Below are 24,272 nucleotides of genomic sequence, written 5' to 3'. Positions count from 1 at the left end.
TTTTTGTATGCTTTTTGCGGGACAAGGGTAATTTAGTTAGCTTATTTCCCCGCAAAACTAGACAAGTCTAGTCACATCCTATAAAAACCTTATTGGCCTCATTTCCGAAGGTGCGCGTTGGGGATCTCAACCGAAATATAATAACGACAGGTTAAACCATGAAACAAGAATCATCATTATTAGCTAAGTTGGCTAATGGCAGTCTCGTATTACAAATCTTATTAGGGATTATCGCTGGTGTGGTGTTAGCGAGTTTTTCACCCGATAGCGCAAAAGATATCGCCTTCTTAGGCAGTTTATTCGTTGGAGCATTAAAAGCGATTGCTCCAATACTGGTATTTATCTTAGTAGCATCGTCGATTGCCAATCAAAAGAAAAATACGCAAACCAATATGCGCCCAATTGTGATCCTGTATTTATTGGGTACCTTTGCCGCGGCGTTAACTGCTGTGATTTTAAGCTCTATTTTCCCCACGACTTTAGTTTTGGTTGCTGGTGTGGAAGGTACAACTCCTCCACAAGGTATTGGTGAAGTGATCAATACCTTATTATTTAAATTGGTTGATAATCCAGTGAATGCGTTAATGACGGGCAACTATATTGGTATTCTTGCTTGGGGTGTGGGTTTAGGTTTAGCCTTACATCATGCTAGCGATTCGACTAAGCAAGTATTTGCCGACATGAGCCACGGCATTTCGCAAATGGTGCATTTCATTATTCGTTTAGCACCTATTGGTATCTTTGGTTTAGTTGCTGCGACGTTTGCTGAAACCGGTTTTGCCGCAATTGCGGGTTATGCGCAGTTATTGGCAGTGTTATTAGGTGCGATGGCCATTATTGCCTTAATCGTTAATCCTTTAATTGTTTACGTGAAGATTAAACGCAATCCCTATCCGTTGGTATTTCGTTGTTTGCGTGAAAGTGGCGTGACGGCATTTTTTACCCGCTCGAGTGCGGCGAATATTCCGGTGAATATGGCGCTGTGTGAAAAATTAAATCTGCATGAAGACACTTATTCAGTCTCTATTCCCTTAGGTGCCACCATCAATATGGGCGGCGCGGCGATCACTATTACGGTATTGACCTTAGCTGCGGCGCATACCTTAGGCATTCAAGTCGATTTACTCACCGCATTGTTATTGAGCGTTGTAGCCGCTATTTCGGCTTGCGGCGCCTCGGGTGTAGCGGGTGGTTCATTACTGTTGATCCCACTGGCTTGTAGCTTGTTTGGTATTTCTAATGATGTCGCCATGCAAGTAGTCGCTGTCGGCTTTATTATTGGTGTGGTTCAAGATGCTGCCGAAACCGCATTGAACAGCTCTACTGACGTTATCTTTACCGCTGCTGCTTGTGAAGCCGCTGAGAATAAAGCTAAACTGAGTTAACGAGTGCTGTTATTTGTATTGAAAAGTATTATGGAAGCAGTCACTTAGGTGGCTGCTTTTTTTATGGGAGTCGTTATGATCTTTTTTGATTTTAAAGTGCTAGATGCCGCAAAGCCTTGGTATGGAATAAATGACACTGTGATGGGCGGTTTGTCCCGCAGTAAGATGACGGTGTCACCTTTAGGCTATGGTGAGTTTAGTGGCCATGTGTCGCTGGCAAATGGCGGCGGGTTTGCTTCAGTGCGTTGTGAGTTTAGCCCTATAGATGTCAGTGGATTTACTGGGATCTATGTCGAACTCGATGGCGACCGACCTAAAGATTATAAAGTGAATCTAAAGGATGTCGACACACCCCAAAGCACGGTTTATCAAGCGCCTATGCCCGCGCCAAGCCATCAAACGTTTGGTGTGAGTGGCGCTAGAGTTTTGAATTGGCAGCGGATAGAAATTCCCTTTAGTGACTTCTTGCCCCAATGTCGGGGTAAACCGATTTCCCGAGTGGCAATAGATTTAAGCCAAGTCAGTAGTCTAGGGCTAGTTATTGGTGCCCAGCAGAGTGGTGATTTTTCTTTGAAAATCAAAGAAATTGGCTACTATTAGTGTTTATAGGTGGTTTCTTATCATGAGTTTGTTGCCCCTAATTGCTTGTTCCTTATTGCTATTGATGGTGTGGGTATCTCTAAGCTTCATTTAAGAAAAGAAAAGAAAAGAAAAAGGATAAGGCAGAGGCACTTATCCTTATGGTGAACCGATCAAAATGATGAGTTTAGCGAAAGCCGCTGCTTAAGCGCCGACAATCCCTAAGGGTTTGGCCGTTTGCCATGCGCCGCGGGTAAAATCTGGGAAGGTGACTGAATTACTGCGGTCATTGAGTGAATGTTCACTTAAGATATTCACCACCGACCAAGACGCGCCATCGTACACATCCTGATCTAAGGCCTCGCCATTGCGCAGGCAATAAATCATGCGCCATAACATCACAAAATCCATGCCGCCGTGGCCGCCGTTAATCTCAGCCTCTTTGCCTATGCGTTGCCACAGAGGGTGATCATATTTGTCATACCACTTTTGCATGTCCATATCCCACTCGTGGTAACTCTGACCAAAGCCACCATTTTCGACGGCGATACGATTCGGGAAACCCGCAAACACGCCATTTGTTCCTTGGATCAAATTGTGGCGACTGTAAGGTCTTGGGCTCGTAGTGTCATGCTGCACCATAATGGTCCGGCCCTTAACGGTCTTAATCAGACTGGTGTTGATATCCCCATTGATGTACTTGAGCTGATTACGCTCATGATCGGCGGGAAATTCACGTTTAGCATAGAGCGCACGGCCAAGAGCGGGTGAACTCATCGAGGTTAGATAATCAAATCTATCACCGCGGTTGATGTTCATATACTGGGAAACCGGCCCTAAACCGTGGGTCGGGTACAAGTTACCGTTGCGCTTGGTATGCCAATAAGTCCGCCATGAGCCCGTCTTATGGTCTATTTCCTTCATCTGCCAACGTAGCTCGTGGATATAAGCGGCTTCACCGTGGAGCAACTCACCAAACACACCTTGGCGTACCATGTTGAGAACCATAAGTTCTTCACGGCCGTAGTTGACGTTCTCCATCATCATGCAGTTTTTCTGAGTGCGTTCAGCGGTATCCACAATTTGCCAGCATTCTTCTACTGTGAGTGCTAACGGTACTTCGACAAAGGCATGTTTACCGCTTTCCATCGTCTCTATCGCCATTGGCGCGTGCCATTCCCATGGGGTTGAAATAATCACAATATCGATATCATCGCGGCTCAACAGATCGCGATAGCTCAGATCATTACCTGTATAGACAGCCGGTGTTGGTCGATTCTGTTTGACGATATGATCCACGGCCCTGTCGACTACCGCTTGATGGGTATCACAAATGGCTTTGAGTTCAACGCCTTGTAAATGGCAGAATTGCTCGACATGGCTAAATCCTCGCTCGCCAACACCGATAAAGCCGACTCGGACCACGTTCATCTTAGGTGCTATGAGTCCGATAACGGATTTACCCACTTGCGGTTTAGGGGCGACACTACTGGCGTAGGCATTGAGAGCAATATTAGCAGTAACGAGTCCTGCAGTAGCGGCACCTGCGGCCTTAAGAAAATTACGACGATGAATGTTATGCATAGCGCTTCCTGCTTTATTTTTGTTTTGTAGGGATATTGAAATATCACTTGGTCTTATTTGTACGGTAATTCACTTATGGGTTATATCAGAAACCCCATTCAAATTGGCAATAAAGATGTAACAAGCTCATTCAGCTCGCTAGATAAGTCTTTTAGCTGTCTTTACTTTAGCGATAAGTAAATAGTGATAAAGATCGCGTTTTTATTTGTAGATTGAGCTACACTGCCGATTAATTAATCAAAGGTATTTATCTTTTATATTTTAAACATTTAGCAAATTTAAATTAACCTAAAAGTTACATTTGACGGGCGGTTTGAAGTAATTTGCTGTAGTGGGGAGTAAAGCGTTAAATGGGTTCTATGCTTAATGTACTACCACAACTGACATTCACTTTAGGTGATTGGGTATTGCATAAGGATATCAGGATGTCTGGGATTGAAAAACGCCGTCGCCTTCATTGGCGGGAGACAGATATGCAAAATCGTGAAATTATAGGTCGTTGGTTAGATGGGCGTCCTTTATTGGGTGACAAAATTACCCTCTATAAAGAAGACGGAAAATATTTTTTAGAAACTTGGTTTAGCGATGGCTGCCATAGTTTAGATGAAGTCTATATGTCGCCAACCGCTGAAGGCCATAAGCTGGAAGATGTGGGCGGTAATTTCTTTGGTGAATTCTTTATCGTGACACAGTCGCAGCAATTACAATTTTGTAATGAGCAGGGCTGTTATTTCCAAGCGGATAAATTAGCCGCCGATGCCGATTTTGCGCAAGGCATACGCGTCGCTTAAAAGGCAACAATCGAGTCCGTAAGTAACTAAGGTCGCATTTTAGCTCAGTGCTAAATTGCGACCTTTTGCTTTTATGGGGTTGCAGCTATTGGATTGAGTTATTCGCTAAAGGGATGTTTGCTGCTAAAAAACAGTGGTTTAGCCGAATAGGGATGAGTCAGACTTAAGCTTTGTGCATGTAAGCATAAACGCGGTTTGGCCTTGATAACCTCGACATCACCGTAAAACTCATCGCCTAAAATCGCATGGCCTAGGGCAAGCATATGCACACGCAATTGATGGGTGCGGCCGGTTTCTGGCGAAAGCTCAACTAAGGTGCTGTTTTCTCGGCGCTCTAGTACACGGTAGTAGGTGAGCGCGCTTTTACCGCCAGTCTCTCCCGCCTGTAGCGTTTTTTGATAGGGCGGATGTTCAGTGTCTGGCACTATCGCGAGGTCAATAATCCCCTGATCTTGCAGCACATGTCCCATCACTTCGGCAATATAGACTTTCTTACTCTGTCTATCTTGAAACTGTGTTTTTAAATGCGACTCCGCTTTTTTATTACGGGCGAACACCATAATGCCCGAGGTCGCGCAGTCGAGCCTATGCACTAAAATCGTTTCTGGATAAAGGGCTTGTAAGCGGGTTAACGCGCAATCGAAGGTGTGAGCTGCTCGACCCGGATTAGATAATAATCCCGAAGGTTTATTGATGATAATCAGATCTCTATCTTTATAGCGTATGTCTAGCCAAGGAACAGCTGGGGGTTGGTAATCAAATATCTGCATCTTGTCCTCATTTTTGCACGGCCATACTAGCAAAATTTACGCAGGCACACAGCATAATCTCATGCTTGCTTATTCTTAGAGGGGGGAGGGCAAATATTCTGCAGGCGTCTTACGGCTCCAAATACGGGTATAAGCCATTAGTTGCGGATAAAAAGTGCGGAACGCGGTTTCGATTTCTATCTGCATTTTATTGACGACTTTATGGGCATCTTTAAACAGTGCGGCTTGCGGATGCTGTTTGGCCACTTGTGCTAAGGCTTGTTGTAATCCTTTTTCGGTGGTGTAGCTGCCTAGCCAATCGGCGCTGCGCATTGTGGGCAAGAGTGTAAATAATGCCTCTGGATGGTATGGATCAACGCCTTGCGTGGCGAAAGCATCTAACGCGTCATAGGCCTTGCTGCTGAATTCATCCAAGGGTTGGTGGTGATATTCTTCCCAATAGTAAGCTAAATAGTGATCGAAACTCACCGCCATGAGTTCTGCTGCTATGCTTCTTAAGGGCGCAGGGAAAGCTTCCATTAATTCAATCGTCAATTCATGGCTGGCGCAGAGGGTATTAATCTCTTGGTTTAGCCATAAAGCTTGGCGTAACTCCATTGGGGCTTGTGCAATTGGCGCTTGAATATAGTTACCTGCTACGTTGGCAGCAAGGTGGGTTTTACTGATGTCGGCGAGATGTAAGTGTGTAAGAAAGTTCATTATTTGTGCTTGGTTAACCACGTCGGTTCACGGTATCATGCACAAGCGCGCTTAGGAAAGCGCCGAAGCTAAAAATGCAGTATTTTTTCACTTTTTATTGATAATGACATTTGATTCGCCGTGAATAATTATGGCTTACTTAAACGTTGATATAGTAATCGATATGGGAAAAGTGAAATAAAATCAATAACCTTTTTTAGGATCATGGATGATGTGGAACTGGTTCACCAAAATGCTTGGTAAAGACGAGCAGCAGAAGCGCAAAAAAGTGCTAATAGAAATCCCCTTTGAACAACACCGTTTCAGCATGGATGACTTTAGTCGCTCGCGGCTAAAATTCGATGCTGATGACAATCTGCCCCAAGATGGCATCAATCCAGTGGAACCCGAGCAAGAAGTGGACACTGGCAATAAGTAATCTTGATCTTATTGGCCTCTAACCATAGACTAGCCGCCGTTCTAAGCTATCTAGAGGCCAATATGCGCGTTGCAGACTTTTCTTTCGATCTCCCCGATGAGCTGATCGCTCGTTATCCTATGGCGCAGCGTAATGCATCCCGTCTGTTAACCTTAGACGGCAGCTCTGGTGCGTTAGGTGACAAGCAGTTTACCGATCTGCTGGGGATGATTAATTCCGGCGATTTAATGGTGTTCAACAATACCCGAGTGATCCCCGCGCGCATGTTTGGTCAAAAGGCCAGTGGTGGCAAGTTAGAAATTTTAGTTGAGCGTATGCTTGATGATAAGCGCATCCTCGCCCATGTTCGCAGCTCTAAATCCCCGAAAGTGGATTCGTTAATCCATCTCGACGGTGGCTATCAAATGAAGATGGTCGCCCGCCACGATACTTTGTTTGAACTTGAGTTGTTATCAGAGTTAACCATCTTAGAAGTGCTTGAAGCAGTAGGGCACATGCCTTTGCCTCCTTATATCGATAGACCAGATGAAGATGCCGACAAAGAGCGCTATCAAACCGTGTATAACCAAAACCCTGGTGCAGTTGCTGCGCCAACGGCGGGTTTGCATTTTGACGATGCCATGCTTGATGCATTAAAAGCCAAGGGCGTGAATGTCGCGTTTGTGACTTTGCATGTGGGCGCGGGAACATTTCAGCCAGTGCGTGTCGATACCATTCTTGAACACAAGATGCATTCCGAGTGGGCGAATGTGCCACAGGATGTGGTTGATTTAATCGCGCAAACCAAAGCTGCGGGTAAACGTGTGGTGGCCGTAGGGACGACGTCAGTGCGCTCCTTAGAAAGTGCAGCACGCGCAAGCCTTGGCGAACTCAAAGCTTTTAGCGGCGATACCGACATCTTTATTTACCCAGGTTATGAATTCCAAGTGGTCGATGCTATGGTGACAAATTTTCATCTACCTGAATCAACTTTGATCATGTTAGTTAGTGCTTTTGCCGGTTTTGATCATGTTATGGCGGCGTATCAACATGCTATCACGCAAAAATATCGCTTCTTTAGCTATGGCGATGCGATGTTTGTGACGAAAAAAGCCCACTAGACCAAGATTTTGTTTTAAAATAGCCGCCCAAAGTGAGATTATGCGGCAATTTTTTTCGTTAAAAGATTGAACCTTTTAACACTGTCCCCATCTCTATTGTTAATCAAAATGGCATTAGCCATTAAAAATGTAGTCAGACTGTTTATCTGGCGAGGTGAATTATGAAATTTGAATTAGACACTACCGACGGGCGTGCGCGCCGTGGTCGGTTAATTTTTGATCGTGGCACAGTAGAAACCCCCGCTTTTATGCCGGTAGGAACCTACGGCACAGTGAAAGGCATGACACCAGAAGAAGTACGTGCCACTGGCGCGGATATTTTGCTCGGTAACACTTTCCATTTATGGTTGCGCCCAGGCGAAGAAATCATGCGTAAGCACGGTGACTTGCATGATTTTATGAACTGGCAGCGTCCTATTTTAACTGACTCGGGCGGTTTCCAAGTGTTTAGTCTTGGCGATATCCGTAAGATCACCGAAGAAGGTGTGCATTTCCGTTCGCCCATTAATGGTGAAAAAATCTTCTTAGATCCTGAAAAATCAATGCAAATTCAAGATGCATTGGGCAGTGATGTGGTGATGATTTTTGACGAATGTACCCCGTATCCTGCCACTGAAGATGAAGCGCGCAAGTCAATGCAGATGTCTTTGCGTTGGGCAAGACGTTCGCGTGATGAATTTGACCGTTTAGAGAACCCTAACTCACTCTTCGGTATTATTCAGGGCGGTGTGTATGAAGATTTACGCGACGAAAGCTTAAAAGGCTTAGTCGATATTGGTTTCGACGGTTATGCCGTCGGTGGTTTGGCCGTAGGAGAGCCTAAAGCAGATATGCATCGCATTCTTGAGCATATTTGCCCGCAAATTCCTGCAGACAAACCTCGCTATCTGATGGGGGTCGGTAAACCAGAAGATTTAGTTGAAGGTGTACGTCGTGGTGTTGACATGTTTGACTGTGTGATGCCAACCCGTAATGCCCGCAACGGTCATCTGTTTACGAGTGAAGGTGTGATCAAAATACGCAATGCGCGTCATAGAGATGACACGTCACCACTTGATACTAAGTGTGATTGTTATACCTGTAAAAATTATTCACGGGCGTATCTTTACCACTTAGATCGTTGTAATGAGATTCTGGGTGCGCGTTTAAACACCATTCACAACTTGAGATACTATCAAATGTTAATGGAAGGTTTGCGCGGTGCGATTGAGACGGGTACATTAGACGCCTTTGTGGCGGACTTCTATACCAGTCAAGGTCGCGAAGTACCAGAGTTAGTCGATTGATTTTTTGCTAATAAGAAGAGAAAAACTATGTTTATTTCAAATGCATATGCAAGCGCTGCCGGCGCACCACAAGGTGGCGGCACGATGGAACTGATTTTCATGCTGGCGATTTTCGGCCTGATTTTCTATTTCATGATTTTCCGTCCGCAATCAAAACGCGTTAAAGAGCACAAAAATCTAATGTCTTCATTAGGCAAAGGCGATGAAGTGTTAACCAGTGGTGGGATTTTAGGCAAGATTGCAAAAATCAGCGACGAAAGCGATTACGTGTTACTGAGCTTGAACGACACAACACAAATCACGATCAAAAAAGACTATATTGCAGCTGTATTGCCTAAGGGCTCTATCCAGTCGTTGTAAGCCAAGAGGGCTCAGGCGTGTTAAATAAATACCCAATGTGGAAAAACATTATGGTGATGCTCGTCATCGCCATAGGTTGTTTCTATGCCGTACCTAACCTTTTTGGTGAAGATCACGCGGTGCAAGTGGTGGCGACTCGAGGTGCTGAAGTAACAGCATCTACCCAAGCCAGTGTGAACGAGCTGTTAGCCAGTAAGAGCATTGCGGTAAAGCGCTCTGAGCTTGAAAAAGGTCAGTTGTTAGTCCGTTTGCAAAATGCGGATCAACAGCTACTGGCGAAAGAAATCATTGCTGACAGCTTAGGTGACAAGTTTACTGTGGCACTTAACTTAGCGCCTGCGACGCCTAAGTGGCTTGAGTCCATGGGTGGTAGCCCAATGAAGCTCGGTCTTGACCTTCGCGGTGGTGTGCATTTCCTCATGGAAGTGGACATGGGCGAAGCGATTCGTAAGATGGAAGAAGCTAAAGTTGCTGATTTCCGTTCACAATTACGTGAAGAAACCATTCGTTATGCTGGTATTCGTGTTAATGCTACTGGAATTGAAATCAAGTTCCGTGATGCTGAAAACTTAGCGACTGCCGAGCGTTTCCTTAAGACTCGCAATAAAGATATGGTGTTCACCGACGCTAGCCGTGGCGAAGATTTCGCGCTGCAAGCTGTGATGAGTGAAGCTTATCTAAAGCAGATTAAAGAAGAAGCACTGCAACAAAACATTACTACCATTCGTAACCGTGTTAACGAGTTAGGTGTGGCTGAGCCTGTAGTACAACGTCAAGGCGCCGAGCGCATTATCGTTGAGCTGCCAGGTGTGCAAGATACGGCTCGTGCTAAGGAAATCTTAGGTGCAACCGCATCAATTGAATTCCACATGGTGGATGACAAAGCCGATCCGAATGCTGCGCAATCAGGCCGTGTACCTGCGGGTTCTGAAGTGTATCAGCGCCGCGAAGGTGGCACTGTGATATTGAAGAAAGAAGTGATGTTGACGGGTGACCATATCACTGGCGCACAACCTAGCTTTGACCAGTACAGTCGTCCTCAGGTCAGTATCAACCTCGACGCTAAAGGCGGTACCATTTTCTCTGACGTGACCAAAGACAACATAGGCAAGCCTATGGCGACTTTGTTCATCGAATATAAAGACAGTGGTGATCGCAATGCCGATGGCAGCGTTAAGATGCAGAAAATCCAAGAAGTGATTTCTGTCGCGACCATTCAAGCCCGTTTAGGCCGTAACTTTGTGATCACTGGCTTAAGTCATGGTGAAGCACAAAACCTTGCGCTATTACTGCGTGCGGGTGCCTTGATTGCTCCTGTATCAATTGTTGAAGAACGTACCATTGGTCCAAGCTTAGGTGCTGAAAACATTCAAAGCGGTGTACAAGCCATGGTATGGGGTATGGCAGTTGTCTTACTCTTTATGTTGGTTTACTACCGTAGCTTTGGGCTTATTGCTAACCTGGCTTTAACCGCAAACTTAGTCATGGTTGTGGGCGTTATGTCTATGATCCCTGGCGCTGTGTTAACCCTACCCGGTATTGCCGGTATGGTATTGACGGTCGGTATGGCGGTTGACGGCAACGTGCTGATTTATGAGCGTATTCGTGAAGAGCTTCGTGCCGGACGTAGCGTACAGCAGGCTATCCATGAAGGTTATGGTAATGCTTTCTCAACTATCGCCGATGCGAACATCACCACCTTCATCACTGCGCTCATTTTGTTTGCCGTAGGTACTGGTGCGATTAAAGGCTTCGCTGTGACCTTAATGATAGGTATTGCGACTTCTATGTTTACCGCCATCGTGGGTACTCGCTCAATCGTTAACGCGATTTGGGGTGGTAAGCGCGTGAAGACTCTGTCTATCTAAGGGGAAGTGACAATGATTGAAGTTTTATCCTTAAAACATACAGTAAACTTCCTCCGCCATGCACTGCCTATTAGCATTATGTCGGCAGTGTTAGTGCTGGGCTCGCTGGTATCGCTCGCAACTAATGGCGTTAACTGGGGTCTTGATTTCACTGGCGGTACTGTTGTTGAAATGGAGTTTACTCAGCCGGTTGATTTGAATGCGCTGCGTGTGCAACTGACGACGCCAGATTCCGAAGGTGCGATCGTGCAAAACTTCGGTTCTAGCCGTGACGTACTTGTACGTTTACAGGTGAAAGAAGGCGTTAAGAGCGATGTGCAGGTTAAGTCTATCATGGAAGCCGCGCAGAAAGTTGACCCACAAGTGCAGCAGAAGCGTGTTGAGTTTGTTGGCCCACAAGTGGGTAAAGAACTGGCAGAGCAAGGTGCATTGGCGGTATTAGTTGCGCTGATTTGTATCATGATCTATGTGTCGTTTCGTTTCGAATGGCGCTTAGCGTTTGGTTCTGTAGCGGCACTGGCGCACGATGTCATCGTGACCTTAGGGGTGTTTTCGTTATTCCAATTGGAATTTGACTTGACCGTATTGGCGGGCTTGTTGACGGTGGTGGGTTACTCACTTAACGATACTATTGTGGTATTTGACCGTATCCGTGAGAACTTCCTTAAGATGCGTAAGAGCGATCCTGAAGAAATAGTTAACATTTCAATCACTCAAACGATGAGCCGTACCATTATTACAACGGGCACGACTTTGGTGACTGTTGTGGCCTTGTTCCTTAAGGGCGGCACTATGATCCATGGCTTTGCGACTGCATTGCTGTTGGGGATTTTTGTGGGTACTTATTCCTCTATCTATGTGGCGAGCTTCTTGGCCGTTAAACTGGGTATCAATCGTGAACACATGATGCCAGTTGAGATTGAGAAAGAAGGCGCAGACCAACCTCCTATGATGCCTTAAAGGTTAATTTCGAGTTAAAAAGCCACCTATGAGGTGGCTTTTTTTTGCATCAATTTTGAGGCATATCTGACATTCTGCTAGCAAACTCACAAAGTTATAGTCAGTTATGCTGTAAAAGGTGAATGTTAATTTATTTAACAACTGATGTAAAAATCAGCGCTCGACAGCCTCGGCTATTTAGCAGTAGGATGTCGGCAACCCATATTCTAGAGAGTTGTAGCCGTAGGATGTCGCATGGAAGAACGTAAAGTGTTAGTTGCTGGTGGTAATTTATTGCAGGCCCATACATGGAAAGGTTTATTGGAAGCCTGTGGCATTCATGTTGAACTCAGAGGTGAAGCGTTATTAGGCGGCATTGGTGAACTTCCTACTGGGATGCAAAACGTCGAGTTATGGGTAGGTGAGTCCCAATACGCGTCAGCACAAGTTCAATTGAATGCGTTGGATGTTGAAAGTCCGCAATGGCAGTGTGTGCAATGCCATGAGACTAATGAAGGCAGTTTTGAGCTTTGCTGGCAATGTAGCTCAGAGCGCAGCGAAAGCCACAACTAGCCTTTCACTGGCAACCTTCTCAGCTTTGCGGTGAGGCTGAAAGATTGCGTCTGCAGGATGAGAAGATTACACTTTGCTGATAAGCTGACATTCATTATGTCATTCAATATCTTATCTAGGAGTTAGTGATGCAGCATCCCAATGCATTTTCCGCCCTTGTTGACGCTATTCTGCCTAATATCACCGAAGTGACAATCGAAGCTTATCAGGCTGATGACCGCTGGCACCTTGTTGATGTGCGTGAGGATCGTGAGTGGCTGCAAGATCATTTACCCCAAGCGAAACATTTAAGCCGGGGTATTTTAGAGCGTGATATCGAAGCGCGTTTCCCTGATAAAAATACATTCATATTACTCTACTGCGCGGGTGGTGCGCGCTCCGCCTTGGCTGCCCATAATCTGCAACTTATGGGTTACACCCACGTTGCCTCTATGATTGGTGGCTATAAGGGCTGGGTACAGCGTCAACTGCCAGTGGTGCAGGACTAAGCGTTCAGGATCTCATCTAATGCAATATTTTCCCTTGTTTGTCGATACGGTTAATTTGAATGTTCTACTGGTGGGCGCGGGCGATGTGGCGAGCCGTAAGTTAGCACTGCTGACACGTACTGAAGCCAATATCCACGTGGTAGCGCCAGAGGTGAACCCTGAAGTGCAACGTTATGCAGATGCTGGCCGCATTTTGTTATCCCAGCGTGAAGTTGTCCATGCCGACGTTCAAAATTATGATTTGGTGTATTTAGCTACGGCAAACGACAGTCTTAATGCAGAGTTAGCGACCTTAGCTACCGCGCGTGGTATCTGGGTTAATGCCGTTGATAATCCGGCCTTTTGCCGCTTTATCACTCCTTCTATTGTTGATCGAGGTCGTTTAGTGGTCGCGATCAGCACTGCGGGCGCTGCACCGGTATTTGCACGCACGATTCGCTCGCGTTTAGAATCTAGCCTACCGCAGTCACTCAAACCGTTATTCGATTTTGTCGCCGATAGACGCGTCGAAGTACAAGATAAACTCGATTCAACCTCGAAACGCCGCTTATTTTGGGAGCGTTTTTTCGATACCAATGGCGACCGTTTCGATAGTCGTACCACTGAGCATTACCATAATGCGTTTAATAACTTAGTCTGCCGCGGCGAAATCCTTTTGTTGGATGATGCAACCTCTGTGGACTTACTGCCGCTCGCCGCCATGCCGCTATTGCAGCGCCTCGATTGTATATACAGCCAAGGTGATTTAAGCGTTGAACTCGCTGAACTTGTTCGCCGCGACGCAGATCGCGGTTTTTTACCCGCTTTCAGTGAGTTGAGTCAACAGTATGAGCTGGGTACGCGCATGCTACTGGTAGCGGATACGCAAAAAATCAGCTTGTTGAAAGCCCATTTCCCCATGGCTAAACATCTGCGACCCGGTGCGATTTAATTTCTTACCGATTCAGCCTTTTGTTCGATTGCACTTTATGTTCGATTTCATGGGCGTATTCTATTGTTCGTTTGAGCTAATGCCGAGTCTCAGGTAGACTCGGCAGCCTTATTTTAGGATTTCGCTGTTTCAGGATTTCACTCTGCATTTAGGATGACTATGGCCCTCAAGGCGACCGTGTTTAAAGTCAATTTACAGATAGCCGATATGGATCGGAATTATTACCAAGACCATCAATTGACGCTTGCACAGCATCCTTCCGAAACCGATGGCCGCATGATGGTGCGTTTACTCGCGTTTATTGTGAATGCCAGCGAAACCTTAAGTTTTAGTAAAGGTCTGTGCGTCGATGACGAGCCAGAGCTATGGGACAAAACCCTATCCGGTGAAATTGAGTTGTGGGTTGAGTTTGGTCAGGCCGATGAAAAATGGCTGCGAAAGGCCAGCGGCCGTGCCAAAGTCGTGCAGCTCTTTACCTATGGTGGTCGCAGTGTACCGATTTGGTGGAAACAGAATCAGCAAGCGTTAGAGCGTTATCAGAATTTAAAAGTGTGGAATATTGCCGAAGAGTCCGTCACGGCGATGGAAGCCTTTGTTGGGCGTAATATGGCATTGCAAGTTTCGATTAGTGAAGGCCAAATTTGGTTATCGGATAATGAAACCAGCGTGTTGATTGAGCCTGAAATTCTCAAAGATATTGAATAACATGTTTTGTAAAAAAAGAGCCTGCAATTGCAGGCTCTTTCCGTTTATCACTTTTAAGTATCAGTAAGAGTATCGATTTTGATTTATTTGAAGCTCAGTTCCCAGCTATCGATATAGCCAGCATCACCACGGCCACTGTCTACGGCTTTTAACTTCCATACGCCGTTCGAATTCGCACCTGTCATATCTGCGGTATAGCTCTTGTTGATATTGTCTGCACCAAGACCTGTGTTGTTATGCAGGGTAACCGTTTTTCCTGAAGGGCTGATCAGCTGCACTTTTAAGTCACCAATGTAAGGGTGGACTATGTTCACGACTGCAGTCACAGTACCTGAATCACCTGTGCGAGTAACCGTGATTGGGCTAGTGATCCCCGCCGCTTTGTTATCAGGAATATTATAGTTATCAGTATTGCTATAGCTCGTTGGCGTACCGCCGCCATTAGACGCTGTGTAGCTCGCCGTTAACGACACACCAGTGAAAGCCGAATCGCCTTTCACCATGGCATAGTAAGTGCCTGATTGTACGTTGGTGATTGGACAAGACTCACTATTGCCACTTTTATACGGACGGCAATCGTAATTAGTGGTGGTTGGCGCCGCGCCATATTGCACATACAAGTCCGCATCACCTGTGCCACCGTTCATCACAAAGCCTAGGTTAGTTGCACCAGCTGGAACTTCAAATGAAAAATGTAATTCTTCACCTGTTGCGCCTGCTAAACCTGTTTTCGCCACACCGTTCACGAGAACACTATCGCCCGGTTCGGTTGGATCGACAGGACCCGTTGGACCAGTACAAGATGCGTCTAGGAAGGCTTTTGCTGCAACTGCATTAACTAAACCATAGCCATAGTAGTTGTCACGACCCGCAGTACCAAGATCTTCTGCTGTCATTTTCAATGCGTTACGGACTTGCGCCGCACTACATTCTGGGTGGTAGCTCCACACTAAGGTCGCAACACCTGACACATGCGGTGTCGCCATTGATGTACCGTTGTAGTACTCGTAATCTTTATTGCCTTGGTTGCTGACAGTGACTGTGGCGCCCAGTTGATTGCGCAATGCTAAGCCTGTTGCACGATCAACAGATACAGAAACCATATTGATTTCGTTGTTAGCATCGACAAGGAAGGGGTTTTGTAAGCCGGGTAATGCCGCGTTACTGTAAACAATCGTCGCACTGGCACCCGCATTCTTACAGGCTTTAGCTGCGTTAATTTCAGGGTAGCTAGTGCCTTGATTACCAACACGTTCCACTAAACAAATCTTATTGGTCATGTTGCCGCAGTTGAAGCTTGTGCCGCTAACGGTACATTCTGCCAAAGTTGCAGTGCTGGTACCGTTAAATGGTGCGGGGACATAGCTGCCACCAGAGGATATCAGGCGATTGTGCGGCACGACACCTGAGTCAAAGTAAGACTGACTGCCGATAGTGATATCGGCTAAACGGCCTTCGCCACGGGTAACCGTCGACAGAATCGCTTCACCAGGGCCTGATATTTCCACTTGGTTAGTGTATTGGGAGAATGCTGAGTGGTCTTTATGGTTATCCACAGAGGCGACAGACATGACGCCATCGTAGGATGCTGGATAGCTGTGAGTGCTATTCCCATCGTTACCCGCAGCAGCAATCAGGAGAACACCATTATTATAGTGGGCGGCCAGAGCGTTACGCTCAGTGGTACTAGAACCTGAACCACCTAAACTCATAGTGACAACATTGGCGCCGTTGGTGACACAAGTGTCTACGGCAGCGACTAAGGATGAAGAGTAGCCCCAGCCAGATTCATTAAACACTTTGATCACATGAATATTGGCATTTTGATTTGGCATAACGCCGATCACGCCATCATTGTTAGCAATCGCCGCAATCGTCCCCGCAACGTGGGTACCGTGGGCGTTATTATTGCCCGGCTCAAACCAGTTACCCGTGCCTGAGTTATTGGTTCCTGTGACATTGTTGCCACCTAAGTCGCTGTGACTACGGTCGTAGCCTGAGTCGATAATACAAATAGTGCGGTTACCGGCTTGGCTGTCGCTTAGCTGGGTTGCTCCCACAAAAGTTTGGCCCCAAGGCGTACTTTCACTTAGAAAGCGGCGTGGCATATCTTCTTCGACATATTCCACATCAGCACGGGTTTTTAAGGCATTGATCCCTTTGGCATCGAGTTTCACCGAGTAACTGTTACTGCGGCCGATACGCTTCATTTCCTTCGCTTGTACTTTATTTAATGCGGTATGTTGGGCACTGATTTCAGCCATTTGTGGCTGATAATTCATTGTGGTTGGTAGCGTATCTGTTGTCGCGTCATTGAGTGACTGCAGATCACTCGTTGATTGCACACTATTGGCTGACATGATGGCCGCGGCATCAGTGTTTTTAAACTTCACAATATAACGCTTTGGCAGTGGAGAGGTTTGTGCTTGTAATGCTGCGGCAAAACCTGGGGCTTGTGGTGCTGCTTGTACACCAGCTGAGATCGCAATAGCTAAGCTTGAAAGGCTTAACGCTATTTTAGTGGTTCTGTTGATTGTCATGTTCTTCTTCCATGGTCAATTTAGTGTTAATCATTATTATTTTATGTTTCATAAGAATAACTACGACTCAGATGCTACTCGGTTAGTGAATTTATCTGCGACCACGTCATTTGTAAATCAATTGTTAACGGTATGGCGGTTGGTAAGTATTTAGATTTAATAGTCATTTATAGTGCATATAAATTCAAGTTGTAACGATTTGTAACCAAATTTTATTAAAATATTTGTTTTTTTATGTGATAAACGTGAATAAGTGAATACGAATTTACGACTTCATATGAGGGCTTTTGATTGATTTTACCGTTATCAATGCATTGAAATTTATATATATATTTTTTTGTAATTAAAAATAACAAAAACAAACTTTAAGTTTTCATCATAATGATAATATTTTCTCAAGTGATTGATTATGCGAAATTGTTGCAAAAGGCTGTCAATAGGGTGGCAGTTGCCAATGGATTGACTTTACTTAGGCTTTTGGGAATACGGGTGTTACTTATTTTATAGAACTACTAAAAAATCCTGTGTTCTTTCGTCCACAATGAATCTGGTAAGAACCTATTAATCCACCCCCTGCTTAATTTCGATATTTTATTTAGACAATAAAAAAGCGCCCTAGGGCGCTTTTAGCCGTTAAGCCTTGAATGGCTAGAGCGAGGTGAGAGTACTAAAGTGATTTATTCTTACTTCCCCACACTAGAAATTTGATGGTTGTTAATTACTTAGCGGGCGTTTTTTGCGCTTCAACTAAGGTGGAATAGCCGCCACCATCATAGGTTTGGGTGTATCCGGCAGCGACTAAGGCTTCGGTCGCAATACTGCTACGACGACCGCTGCGGCAATACAAGACGACGGGAGCATCTTTGGCGATGCCACGCTTAGCAAACTCCTCTGCCACTTGCTCAAAGGGAATATTGACCGCATTCGCTAAATGACCTTCGGCAAATTCTTCAGGCGTTCTAACATCGAGCACCATAGCGCCTGCGGCAATTTTATCCCATGCGATTGCAGGATCTTGGTCGGCGGCGCTGGCTATCATGGGCATTAGCAGCAGTGGCATGAGTACCAGTGATTGCAAGCTTAATAGGGCTAAGCGCATTAGACTTTGGCCACGGGTTACGAGGTTGTGGGTCACTTTATCTCTCCTTGACGGCTTTTTGGCACGCTTGTATTAGCCAAGCGTGTACTTGCTCACCTAACTCTTATCTCTTATCTCTTATCTCTTATCTCTTATCTTAACTCTTAAGTAATGACTGTATGTGGCTTAGCTTTGTTTAGCAATTTCAGCCTCTGATTTTACACCCAATTTGCGTAAAACCATGGCGGCAGGACAAAAACCGGTAAAAGCACTTTGGAATAGGTTAGCGCCAACAAATGCGGTTAACCACAGAAAGTTGTGGTGCACATAGGCGGTTAACACCAGTGACAGTAACACCATAAATCCGGCAAAAGCCATAATACTGCGTTCTAATGACATACCTTACTCCTTGAAGCCATCTTGGTGATGGCCTTTGTTGTGGTTAATTTTGTGTTTGTATCTGAACAGTATTCATACGGTTTTTCATGGCCGTGTAGTACAGCACAGGGATGACAACTAACGTCAGTATGGTCGAGATAAAAATACCAAAGATCAGACTGATCGCTAAGCCATTAAAAATCGGATCATCAAGAATAAACAATGCCCCTATCATGGCTGCAAATGCAGTCAGCATGATAGGTTTAGCTCGCACAGCGCCAGAGTGGATCACTGCCCGCTCAAAGGGCACGCCGGATGCGGTTTCTTGATTAATAAAATCGACCAATAATATCGAGTTACGCACAATAATCCCCGCCAGCGCTATCATGCCTATCATGGACGTCGCGGTGAATTGCGCTCCGAGCAGGGCATGTCCAGGCATTACGCCAATCACAGTCAGTGGAATTGGCGCCATGATGATAAGCGGCACCAGATACGATCTAAACTGCGCGACCACCAATAAATAAATCGCAATCATACCGACCGCATAGGCGATACCCATGTCTCTAAAGGTTTCGTAGGTGATCTTCCATTCGCCATCCCAGAGCACGGCGACTGAGTCTAACCCTGTGGGTTGGTGAATATAATGCTGATCAAACCCTAAGCCATCGGTGCCATCAATTTTGCCCGCCATATCGAACATACCGTAGAGCGGGCTGTCCAGTGGTCCCGACATATCGGCGACGACCATGATCATAGGGATCATATTCTTATGGATAATTGGTGCATCGATTTTGCCGCGTTTGATGGTCACCAGCTCAGAGACAGGCACAGATTGCCCCGTTTGGCTCAGTAACTTCATATTCAGCACTTGCTCTAAATCGACTTTCGCGCCTTCGTTTAATTGCAGGCGGATCGGTATCGGTTGTTTTTGCTGGGCTTGATGTAAATAGCTCACATCTTTGCCGCCAACTGAGGTGGCAATCAAGTCGACAATATTGCTGTAGGGCACGGCCATCAGGCTGGCTTTACTGCGGTCGATCATCACTTGCCATTTTTGCTGGGCGGCGGGCAAGAAAATATCGATATCGACCACATCTTTGGTTTCATGGAACAGCGCCTGCATCTCATATGCGGCTTGCTCGCGAATAGCGGGACTTGGGCCATACACTTCTGCAACCAGCGGCGACCACACTGGTGGTCCAGGTGGAACTTCAACCACTTTGATATTGGCTTGATATTGCTCGCCAATTTGCTGCAGTTCGTCTCGCACCGATACCGCTATGCTGTGGCTGTCGCGCTTGCGGTGTTTCTTATCCACTAGATTCACTTGGATGTCGCCAAGCTCTTGGCTGTGACGCAGGAAATAGTGGCGCACTAAGCCGTTAAAGTTCATTGGCGCGTTAGTGCCCGCATACAATTGCAGATGCTCGACTTCAGGGACGGTTGTTAGGTAGCGACTCAAATCCTGCAATACTCTTTGTGTTTGCTCTACGGGAGTGCCTTCTGGCATGTCCACCATCACTTGAAACTCGGACTTATTATCGAAGGGCAGCATTTTCAGCACCACGAGCTGACCCACGGGGAGCGCGACAGCGATACCGATCAACACAAATACGCCAGCAGCCAGTCCCACTCTTGCCTTACGGGCATTTTTACCCAGCAGGAAAGGACCAATTAAGTGAGTAAAGAGGCACACCATCTTAGTTTCAGCTTCATCCTCGTGCGAGGCTTGGGCAGTATCGTGTTGGTCATTATGTTTCAGCAGTTTACGACTGAGCCAAGGAGTGACCACAAATGCCACAACGAGGGAAATTAACATGCCCATACTGGCGTTGATGGGGATCGGGCTCATGTAAGGCCCCATTAAGCCCGATACAAAAGCCATCGGCAGCAAGGCAGCGATAACTGTAAATGTCGCCAGAATCGTCGGGCCGCCGACTTCATCGACCGCCACTGGGATAAGCTCACTAAAGGACTTTTTGCCGAGCGCCATATGCCGGTGGATGTTTTCTACTACGACTATGGCATCGTCGACCAAGATGCCGATGGAAAAGATTAACGCGAACAAGGACACGCGGTTTAAGGTAAATCCCCATGCCCAAGAGGCGAAAAGGGTGATCGCTAGCGTGATAATAATGGCCACACCCACGACTAAGGATTCGCGGGCGCCCATGGTTAAAAAGACCAGTACAACTACGGCGCTGGTGGCAAAAATCAGTTTTAAAATAAGGGTATTAGATTTATCCGCCGCGGTTTCGCCATAGTTACGTGACACTGTGACTTCGACATTTGCCGGGATCAACACATTGTCGACCTTAGCTATCCGCTCAATCACACTGTCGGCGATATCGACGGCATTTTGGCCTGCTTGTTTACCAATTGCGATTGTGACAGCGGGATAAATGTCGGTTTTATCTGCGTGCCAAACGCTCTGTTTCGGGATATCACTTTTTAAGCTGATTTCAGCAATATCCGCCAAATAAATCGGAATATTTTTGCCTTGTTTATCTTGATAGACACTGACGACTAATTGCTTGAGATCGTCGATGGATTGTAAAAACTGCCCAGCTTGGACCTTTATCTCTTGATTGCCTTGCACTAAGGATGCAGGCATAGAGACCATATTATTGTCATTCAGGCTTTGTCTTAACTTATCGTAGGTCAGATTAAAGCTGTTCATCTTGGCGGGATCGATACGTATGTTGGCCACCATATCGTGCTGGCCAACGGTATCGATTTCGCGAGTGCCGTGAATACGCTTAATTTCGGTTTCTAATCCAAGGGCGACATGGGTTAGCTGCTCAGCAGACACTTGCCTGTCCTTTGACCATAAGGTCAAACTGACAATGGGCACATCATCGATGCCGCGGGGTTTAATTAGCGGATCGCCCACGCCAGCGCCCCTTGGCAATTTATCCATATTGGAATAAATCTGGTTGTATAGGCTGACGATGGCATCATTGCGCGCAACGCCGACCTTAAAGATGACGATGATCAGCGCGCCATCGGGTTGGGAGAACGAGTACAGAGTATCTATGCCTTTGATTTCGGAGATCACTTGTTCCGCTGGCAGGGTGACTAAGTTTTCAACTTCCGTGGGTGTCGCACCGGGAAAAGGGATAAACACATCGGCAAAGGTGACATCAATTTGTGGCTCTTCTTCTTTTGGTGTCACCAAAATGGCGAATAAGCCAAGTAAGAGCCCGAGAAGTGCTAATAGCGGCGTGATGGCGCTATTTTGAAAGGCAGCGGCAATTCGTCCGGAAATCCCAAGTGTGGTTTGTGGTACTGGAGCATGTTTCATAAAACAACCTCGACAAAGCTTAAGTCGCTAGGGAATTTATTGCTTCTTGCTGAGCAACACTTGGTAGGCATCAACGGCCACCTTGTCACCCGACTTAAGGCCCGCAAGCACTTCTACTTCGCCATCTAAGGGCTCAGTGACACGGACTTGGGTCAGTACAAAGGCTTCGCCTTGTTTAAGGTAAACACTGCTCAGTTCGTTCATTGTGAGCAGTGCAGAGGTGGGCAGTTGGATTTTTTCCCGATCGCCATTTTTAAAGGAAGCTTTTGCCCAAGTACCGGGTTGAAGATTGGCTTCATTTTCTGGCAGATTAATTCGCACTTGATAACTGTGGCTGACGGGATCGGCGAAACTGAAAATCGTGAGGTCGGTTGAGGTGAACTCGCGCCCATCACTTAAACGGACGAGAAATTCGGGGGAATTTTTAAGTTGGTTAATGTAACGCTGTGGCACTTGAGTAATGGCGCGCATTTGACTCGCGGAAAACCCTGAAAGTAGTGCTTGTCCTGGGCTTACGGTTTCGCCAAGTTCGACAAAACGCTCAGTGACTATGCCACTAAAAGGCGCTGAAACGACAGTGTATTTTAAGGGTTCGTTGGCTTTGATGACACGGGCTTGTGCTGCACTGACGGCTTGTTCTGTTGCTTTAGCATTGGCGGTGGCTTCATCCATCGCGCCCTTAGAAATCGCGCCTTGGGGAAATAGCTCTTTATAACGTTTGTATTGTGCCTGAGCTTCGACATTTAAAGCCTTCGCTTTGGCTAGATCAGCCTCAAAGCTTGCCAGTTCAGCGCCTTGCTCTTTACTGGTAATTTCCAGTAGGGCGGCTCCTTCGGGGACGACATCGTTAACATCGTAGTTGAGTTTGACAATACGACCAGAGGTTTGCGCCGATACCGTCGCTGCTTTTACTGCTTCAATGGTGGCGTCTAAGGTGACCCAATTCGGATAGGGTTTATTTAAGACTTCGATGGTTTCGACTGAGGCTGCCTGAGCTTGCGTACTGGAAAGTGCCAGCAGTAAGAAAAAAGCACGAGAAATTGATGTCATAACTTATATCACCCCAGATGTAATTTATGAGAAAATTCTAATGGAGTTGTTTTCAATAGGCAATCAATATTTATTAGAAAAATTTAATGTAGTGTTTTTACCTAATTTAGGAATAAGGAATAAGGCCTATAGCGCCTTATTCCTCGTGCTTCAGATCTTCAAATTAAGCCTAAAATTTAGTCATTTAAATAATAGGTTAGTGTGGAAACGATGCGAATTTGTTTAATGTAAGGCGTGCTGCTGTCGCGGTCTGAAATGGTGAACTGGCCTTGACTCGCACTTTTAATTTTTCCGAGGCGAGAATCCGAATCCTTAGCAAATTTTTCAGCCACTTCGCGGGCATTTTGAGTCGCTTCTTGCACCATGACAGGTTTGACTGAGTTGAGATCGGTAAACAGAAACTCAGTGCGATTATCATAATCTTGGCTAGCGATCGCTATACCTTCTTTTACTAAGTTAATCATTTGCTTACGGGTATTCAGCATGAGATCAATTTGTGGGGTATAAACTGATAGGTTCACTTTTGCCGAGTAACGGTATCTGACGTTGGGATCGACATAACCTTGGGCTTGGCGATCTTCAATTGAAGGCAAAGAGACAGTAATTTCGCTGTCGCTAAAGCCTTGTTCCTTTAAGAACGCCACAACACGATCGGTTTTTTGCTGAACCGTCTCGTAGAGTTTAGGCAGATTGTTATCGACCTCAGTGAAATTGATTGGCCAAATTGCCACATTGGCTTTGACTTCTTTTTCCGCTAAGCCCTTTACCGTGACCGTGCGTTCCATGGCTTTCATTTGCAATAGTGCTGAGCTTGCTGTCTGGCCTACATAAACAAGTCCAGCGCAAAGGAAACCACCTAACAGCAGGGCAGGAAGGATGTTACTTTTTTCCATAAAAAGAATCTCTTGATTAGATGAACTCAGTCTACGATACCGAATAAACCTCAGTCATGCACTGGGTTTATTCGGAATAGATGCCGCTTAAGGCAGAGGAGATTATGTTGAGAGATGAGTTTTGAAATATCTGTTTAAAGCATTTTATTTTTCAGGAGGGATGGCGCTTGGCTGCCATAATTCGACTTTATTGCCATCAGGGTCAATAAACCAGCCAAAGCGGCCAAATTCTGAATCTTCAATACCCCCAATCGGTTGACCGCCACCTTGCTCTACTTGTACTAGGGCTTGCTCTAGATCGTCAACGACAAAGTTGAACATAAACCCTTTATCTGAGGGGGCGAAATAGTCCGTGCTATGGGCGAAAGGGGTCCAAACATGGTAGCCAAGAGTTGATTTATCTGTGTGATAAAACGCGGCGCCTCCCCAGTTTTCAATAGGGACTTGAAGATGGGTTTTGTACCAAGTTGCCAAGGCAACGGGATCGACACTTTTAAAGAAAATTCCACCGAGTCCAATGACTTTAGCCATAGCCGTAGCTGCATTTACA

At 46.0% G+C, this 24,272-nt stretch carries 23 protein-coding genes; 13 read left to right on the top strand and 10 right to left on the bottom strand.

The window, feature by feature from the left end; genetic code table 11:
• Positions 1-158: 158 nt before the first annotated feature.
• Positions 159-1,385 (top strand): serine/threonine transporter SstT, encoded by a 1,227-nt coding sequence (gene sstT / locus L5L77_RS09880; protein ID WP_212601602.1) that lies wholly within the window; start codon positions 159-161, stop codon positions 1,383-1,385.
• Between the two features lie 75 nt (positions 1,386-1,460).
• Positions 1,461-1,985, top strand: coding sequence for a CIA30 family protein (locus L5L77_RS09875; RefSeq protein WP_263181580.1), 525 nt, complete (start codon positions 1,461-1,463; stop codon positions 1,983-1,985).
• Between the two features lie 183 nt (positions 1,986-2,168).
• Here L5L77_RS09875 and L5L77_RS09870 read toward each other — a convergent pair whose 3' ends face one another.
• The gene (locus L5L77_RS09870; protein WP_263222656.1) at positions 2,169-3,548 is read right to left on the bottom strand and encodes a Gfo/Idh/MocA family oxidoreductase; all 1,380 of its coding nucleotides are present in this window, start codon (positions 3,546-3,548) and stop codon (positions 2,169-2,171) included.
• Positions 3,549-3,898: 350 nt separating this feature from the next.
• Between L5L77_RS09870 and L5L77_RS09865 the strand changes: the two genes are divergently transcribed.
• Positions 3,899-4,339, top strand: a complete 441-nt coding sequence (locus L5L77_RS09865) for a hypothetical protein (protein WP_106650969.1) — start codon at positions 3,899-3,901, stop codon at positions 4,337-4,339.
• A gap of 98 nt (positions 4,340-4,437) precedes the next feature.
• Here L5L77_RS09865 and L5L77_RS09860 read toward each other — a convergent pair whose 3' ends face one another.
• Together L5L77_RS09860 and L5L77_RS09855 are read right to left on the bottom strand one after the other, a co-directional pair.
• Entirely contained in the window at positions 4,438-5,109 is a 672-nt protein-coding gene (locus tag L5L77_RS09860) for an RluA family pseudouridine synthase (RefSeq protein WP_263222654.1), read from the bottom strand.
• A gap of 75 nt (positions 5,110-5,184) precedes the next feature.
• On the bottom strand, positions 5,185-5,808 hold the full coding sequence (locus L5L77_RS09855) for an ACP phosphodiesterase (protein ID WP_219253881.1): 624 nt from the start codon (positions 5,806-5,808) through the stop codon (positions 5,185-5,187).
• Positions 5,809-6,016: 208 nt separating this feature from the next.
• Between L5L77_RS09855 and L5L77_RS09850 the strand changes: the two genes are divergently transcribed.
• From L5L77_RS09850 to L5L77_RS09805, 10 genes are all read left to right on the top strand, one after another.
• Positions 6,017-6,226 (top strand): hypothetical protein, encoded by a 210-nt coding sequence (locus L5L77_RS09850; RefSeq protein WP_263173796.1) that lies wholly within the window; start codon positions 6,017-6,019, stop codon positions 6,224-6,226.
• Positions 6,227-6,288: 62 nt separating this feature from the next.
• Positions 6,289-7,326, top strand: coding sequence for a tRNA preQ1(34) S-adenosylmethionine ribosyltransferase-isomerase QueA (gene queA / locus L5L77_RS09845; protein ID WP_263184872.1), 1,038 nt, complete (start codon positions 6,289-6,291; stop codon positions 7,324-7,326).
• A gap of 161 nt (positions 7,327-7,487) precedes the next feature.
• Positions 7,488-8,612 carry a tRNA guanosine(34) transglycosylase Tgt gene (tgt, locus tag L5L77_RS09840; protein WP_006082277.1) on the top strand — a complete coding sequence of 375 codons (1,125 nt, stop codon included), beginning with the start codon at positions 7,488-7,490 and terminating at the stop codon, positions 8,610-8,612.
• Positions 8,613-8,639: 27 nt separating this feature from the next.
• Positions 8,640-8,972 carry a preprotein translocase subunit YajC gene (gene yajC / locus L5L77_RS09835; RefSeq protein ID WP_007649452.1) on the top strand — a complete coding sequence of 111 codons (333 nt, stop codon included), beginning with the start codon at positions 8,640-8,642 and terminating at the stop codon, positions 8,970-8,972.
• 17 nt (positions 8,973-8,989) lie between these two features.
• Positions 8,990-10,840, top strand: a complete 1,851-nt coding sequence (gene secD, locus L5L77_RS09830; RefSeq protein ID WP_113941670.1) for a protein translocase subunit SecD — start codon at positions 8,990-8,992, stop codon at positions 10,838-10,840.
• Positions 10,841-10,852: 12 nt separating this feature from the next.
• Complete coding sequence (gene secF, locus L5L77_RS09825; protein ID WP_263222653.1) at positions 10,853-11,800, top strand: protein translocase subunit SecF; 948 nt, start codon at positions 10,853-10,855, stop codon at positions 11,798-11,800.
• Positions 11,801-12,034: 234 nt separating this feature from the next.
• The gene (locus tag L5L77_RS09820) at positions 12,035-12,352 is read left to right on the top strand and encodes a DUF2007 domain-containing protein (protein ID WP_028761071.1); all 318 of its coding nucleotides are present in this window, start codon (positions 12,035-12,037) and stop codon (positions 12,350-12,352) included.
• Between the two features lie 128 nt (positions 12,353-12,480).
• Positions 12,481-12,840, top strand: a complete 360-nt coding sequence (locus L5L77_RS09815) for a rhodanese-like domain-containing protein (RefSeq protein ID WP_263222652.1) — start codon at positions 12,481-12,483, stop codon at positions 12,838-12,840.
• 19 nt (positions 12,841-12,859) lie between these two features.
• On the top strand, positions 12,860-13,771 hold the full coding sequence (locus L5L77_RS09810; protein ID WP_263163438.1) for a bifunctional precorrin-2 dehydrogenase/sirohydrochlorin ferrochelatase: 912 nt from the start codon (positions 12,860-12,862) through the stop codon (positions 13,769-13,771).
• Positions 13,772-13,930: 159 nt separating this feature from the next.
• Positions 13,931-14,476, top strand: a complete 546-nt coding sequence (locus L5L77_RS09805; RefSeq protein ID WP_028761068.1) for a YaeQ family protein — start codon at positions 13,931-13,933, stop codon at positions 14,474-14,476.
• Between the two features lie 83 nt (positions 14,477-14,559).
• Here the strand turns inward: L5L77_RS09805 and L5L77_RS09800 are convergent, their stop codons facing one another.
• The 7 genes from L5L77_RS09800 to L5L77_RS09770 all read right to left on the bottom strand — a co-directional run bounded on the left by L5L77_RS09800 (position 14,560) and on the right by L5L77_RS09770 (position 24,253).
• The gene (locus L5L77_RS09800) at positions 14,560-17,016 is read right to left on the bottom strand and encodes a S8 family serine peptidase (RefSeq protein WP_263222651.1); all 2,457 of its coding nucleotides are present in this window, start codon (positions 17,014-17,016) and stop codon (positions 14,560-14,562) included.
• A 718-nt stretch (positions 17,017-17,734) separates the two neighbouring features.
• A complete protein-coding gene (locus L5L77_RS09795; protein ID WP_263222650.1) occupies positions 17,735-18,151 on the bottom strand; it encodes a rhodanese-like domain-containing protein in 417 nt (138 codons plus the stop codon).
• Positions 18,152-18,280: 129 nt separating this feature from the next.
• On the bottom strand, positions 18,281-18,493 hold the full coding sequence (locus tag L5L77_RS09790) for a DUF2892 domain-containing protein (protein WP_006082265.1): 213 nt from the start codon (positions 18,491-18,493) through the stop codon (positions 18,281-18,283).
• A gap of 43 nt (positions 18,494-18,536) precedes the next feature.
• Positions 18,537-21,779: an efflux RND transporter permease subunit gene (locus tag L5L77_RS09785; protein WP_263190942.1), complete on the bottom strand. Its 3,243-nt coding sequence runs from the start codon at positions 21,777-21,779 to the stop codon at positions 18,537-18,539.
• Positions 21,780-21,815: 36 nt separating this feature from the next.
• Entirely contained in the window at positions 21,816-22,829 is a 1,014-nt protein-coding gene (locus tag L5L77_RS09780) for an efflux RND transporter periplasmic adaptor subunit (protein WP_263190940.1), read from the bottom strand.
• Positions 22,830-23,005: 176 nt separating this feature from the next.
• Positions 23,006-23,722, bottom strand: coding sequence for an SIMPL domain-containing protein (locus L5L77_RS09775; protein ID WP_113940700.1), 717 nt, complete (start codon positions 23,720-23,722; stop codon positions 23,006-23,008).
• A gap of 144 nt (positions 23,723-23,866) precedes the next feature.
• Complete coding sequence (locus L5L77_RS09770; RefSeq protein WP_028761061.1) at positions 23,867-24,253, bottom strand: VOC family protein; 387 nt, start codon at positions 24,251-24,253, stop codon at positions 23,867-23,869.
• Positions 24,254-24,272 lie beyond the last annotated feature (19 nt).

The sequence above is a fragment of the Shewanella sp. SM29 genome (genome assembly GCF_025654245.1).
Lineage (GTDB): Bacteria > Pseudomonadota > Gammaproteobacteria > Enterobacterales > Shewanellaceae > Shewanella > Shewanella oncorhynchi.
The sequence above is the reverse complement of the archived record's forward strand: the minus strand, read 5'-3'. Positions and strand labels throughout refer to the sequence as shown.

Bases quoted from the DNA above. Each gene is read 5' to 3' on its own strand.
- sstT (WP_212601602.1), top strand. From the start codon at position 159: ATGAAACAAGAATCATCATTATTAGCTAAGTTGGCTAATGGCAGTCTC.
- L5L77_RS09875 (WP_263181580.1), top strand. From the start codon at position 1,461: ATGATCTTTTTTGATTTTAAAGTGCTAGATGCCGCAAAGCCTTGGTAT.
- L5L77_RS09870 (WP_263222656.1), bottom strand. From the start codon at position 3,548: ATGCATAACATTCATCGTCGTAATTTTCTTAAGGCCGCAGGTGCCGCT.
- L5L77_RS09865 (WP_106650969.1), top strand. From the start codon at position 3,899: ATGGGTTCTATGCTTAATGTACTACCACAACTGACATTCACTTTAGGT.
- L5L77_RS09860 (WP_263222654.1), bottom strand. From the start codon at position 5,109: ATGCAGATATTTGATTACCAACCCCCAGCTGTTCCTTGGCTAGACATA.
- L5L77_RS09855 (WP_219253881.1), bottom strand. From the start codon at position 5,808: ATGAACTTTCTTACACACTTACATCTCGCCGACATCAGTAAAACCCAC.
- L5L77_RS09850 (WP_263173796.1), top strand. From the start codon at position 6,017: ATGATGTGGAACTGGTTCACCAAAATGCTTGGTAAAGACGAGCAGCAG.
- queA (WP_263184872.1), top strand. From the start codon at position 6,289: ATGCGCGTTGCAGACTTTTCTTTCGATCTCCCCGATGAGCTGATCGCT.
- tgt (WP_006082277.1), top strand. From the start codon at position 7,488: ATGAAATTTGAATTAGACACTACCGACGGGCGTGCGCGCCGTGGTCGG.
- yajC (WP_007649452.1), top strand. From the start codon at position 8,640: ATGTTTATTTCAAATGCATATGCAAGCGCTGCCGGCGCACCACAAGGT.
- secF (WP_263222653.1), top strand. From the start codon at position 10,853: ATGATTGAAGTTTTATCCTTAAAACATACAGTAAACTTCCTCCGCCAT.
- L5L77_RS09820 (WP_028761071.1), top strand. From the start codon at position 12,035: ATGGAAGAACGTAAAGTGTTAGTTGCTGGTGGTAATTTATTGCAGGCC.
- L5L77_RS09815 (WP_263222652.1), top strand. From the start codon at position 12,481: ATGCAGCATCCCAATGCATTTTCCGCCCTTGTTGACGCTATTCTGCCT.
- L5L77_RS09810 (WP_263163438.1), top strand. From the start codon at position 12,860: ATGCAATATTTTCCCTTGTTTGTCGATACGGTTAATTTGAATGTTCTA.
- L5L77_RS09805 (WP_028761068.1), top strand. From the start codon at position 13,931: ATGGCCCTCAAGGCGACCGTGTTTAAAGTCAATTTACAGATAGCCGAT.
- L5L77_RS09800 (WP_263222651.1), bottom strand. From the start codon at position 17,016: ATGACAATCAACAGAACCACTAAAATAGCGTTAAGCCTTTCAAGCTTA.
- L5L77_RS09790 (WP_006082265.1), bottom strand. From the start codon at position 18,493: ATGTCATTAGAACGCAGTATTATGGCTTTTGCCGGATTTATGGTGTTA.
- L5L77_RS09785 (WP_263190942.1), bottom strand. From the start codon at position 21,779: ATGAAACATGCTCCAGTACCACAAACCACACTTGGGATTTCCGGACGA.
- L5L77_RS09780 (WP_263190940.1), bottom strand. From the start codon at position 22,829: ATGACATCAATTTCTCGTGCTTTTTTCTTACTGCTGGCACTTTCCAGT.
- L5L77_RS09775 (WP_113940700.1), bottom strand. From the start codon at position 23,722: ATGGAAAAAAGTAACATCCTTCCTGCCCTGCTGTTAGGTGGTTTCCTT.
- L5L77_RS09770 (WP_028761061.1), bottom strand. From the start codon at position 24,253: ATGGCTAAAGTCATTGGACTCGGTGGAATTTTCTTTAAAAGTGTCGAT.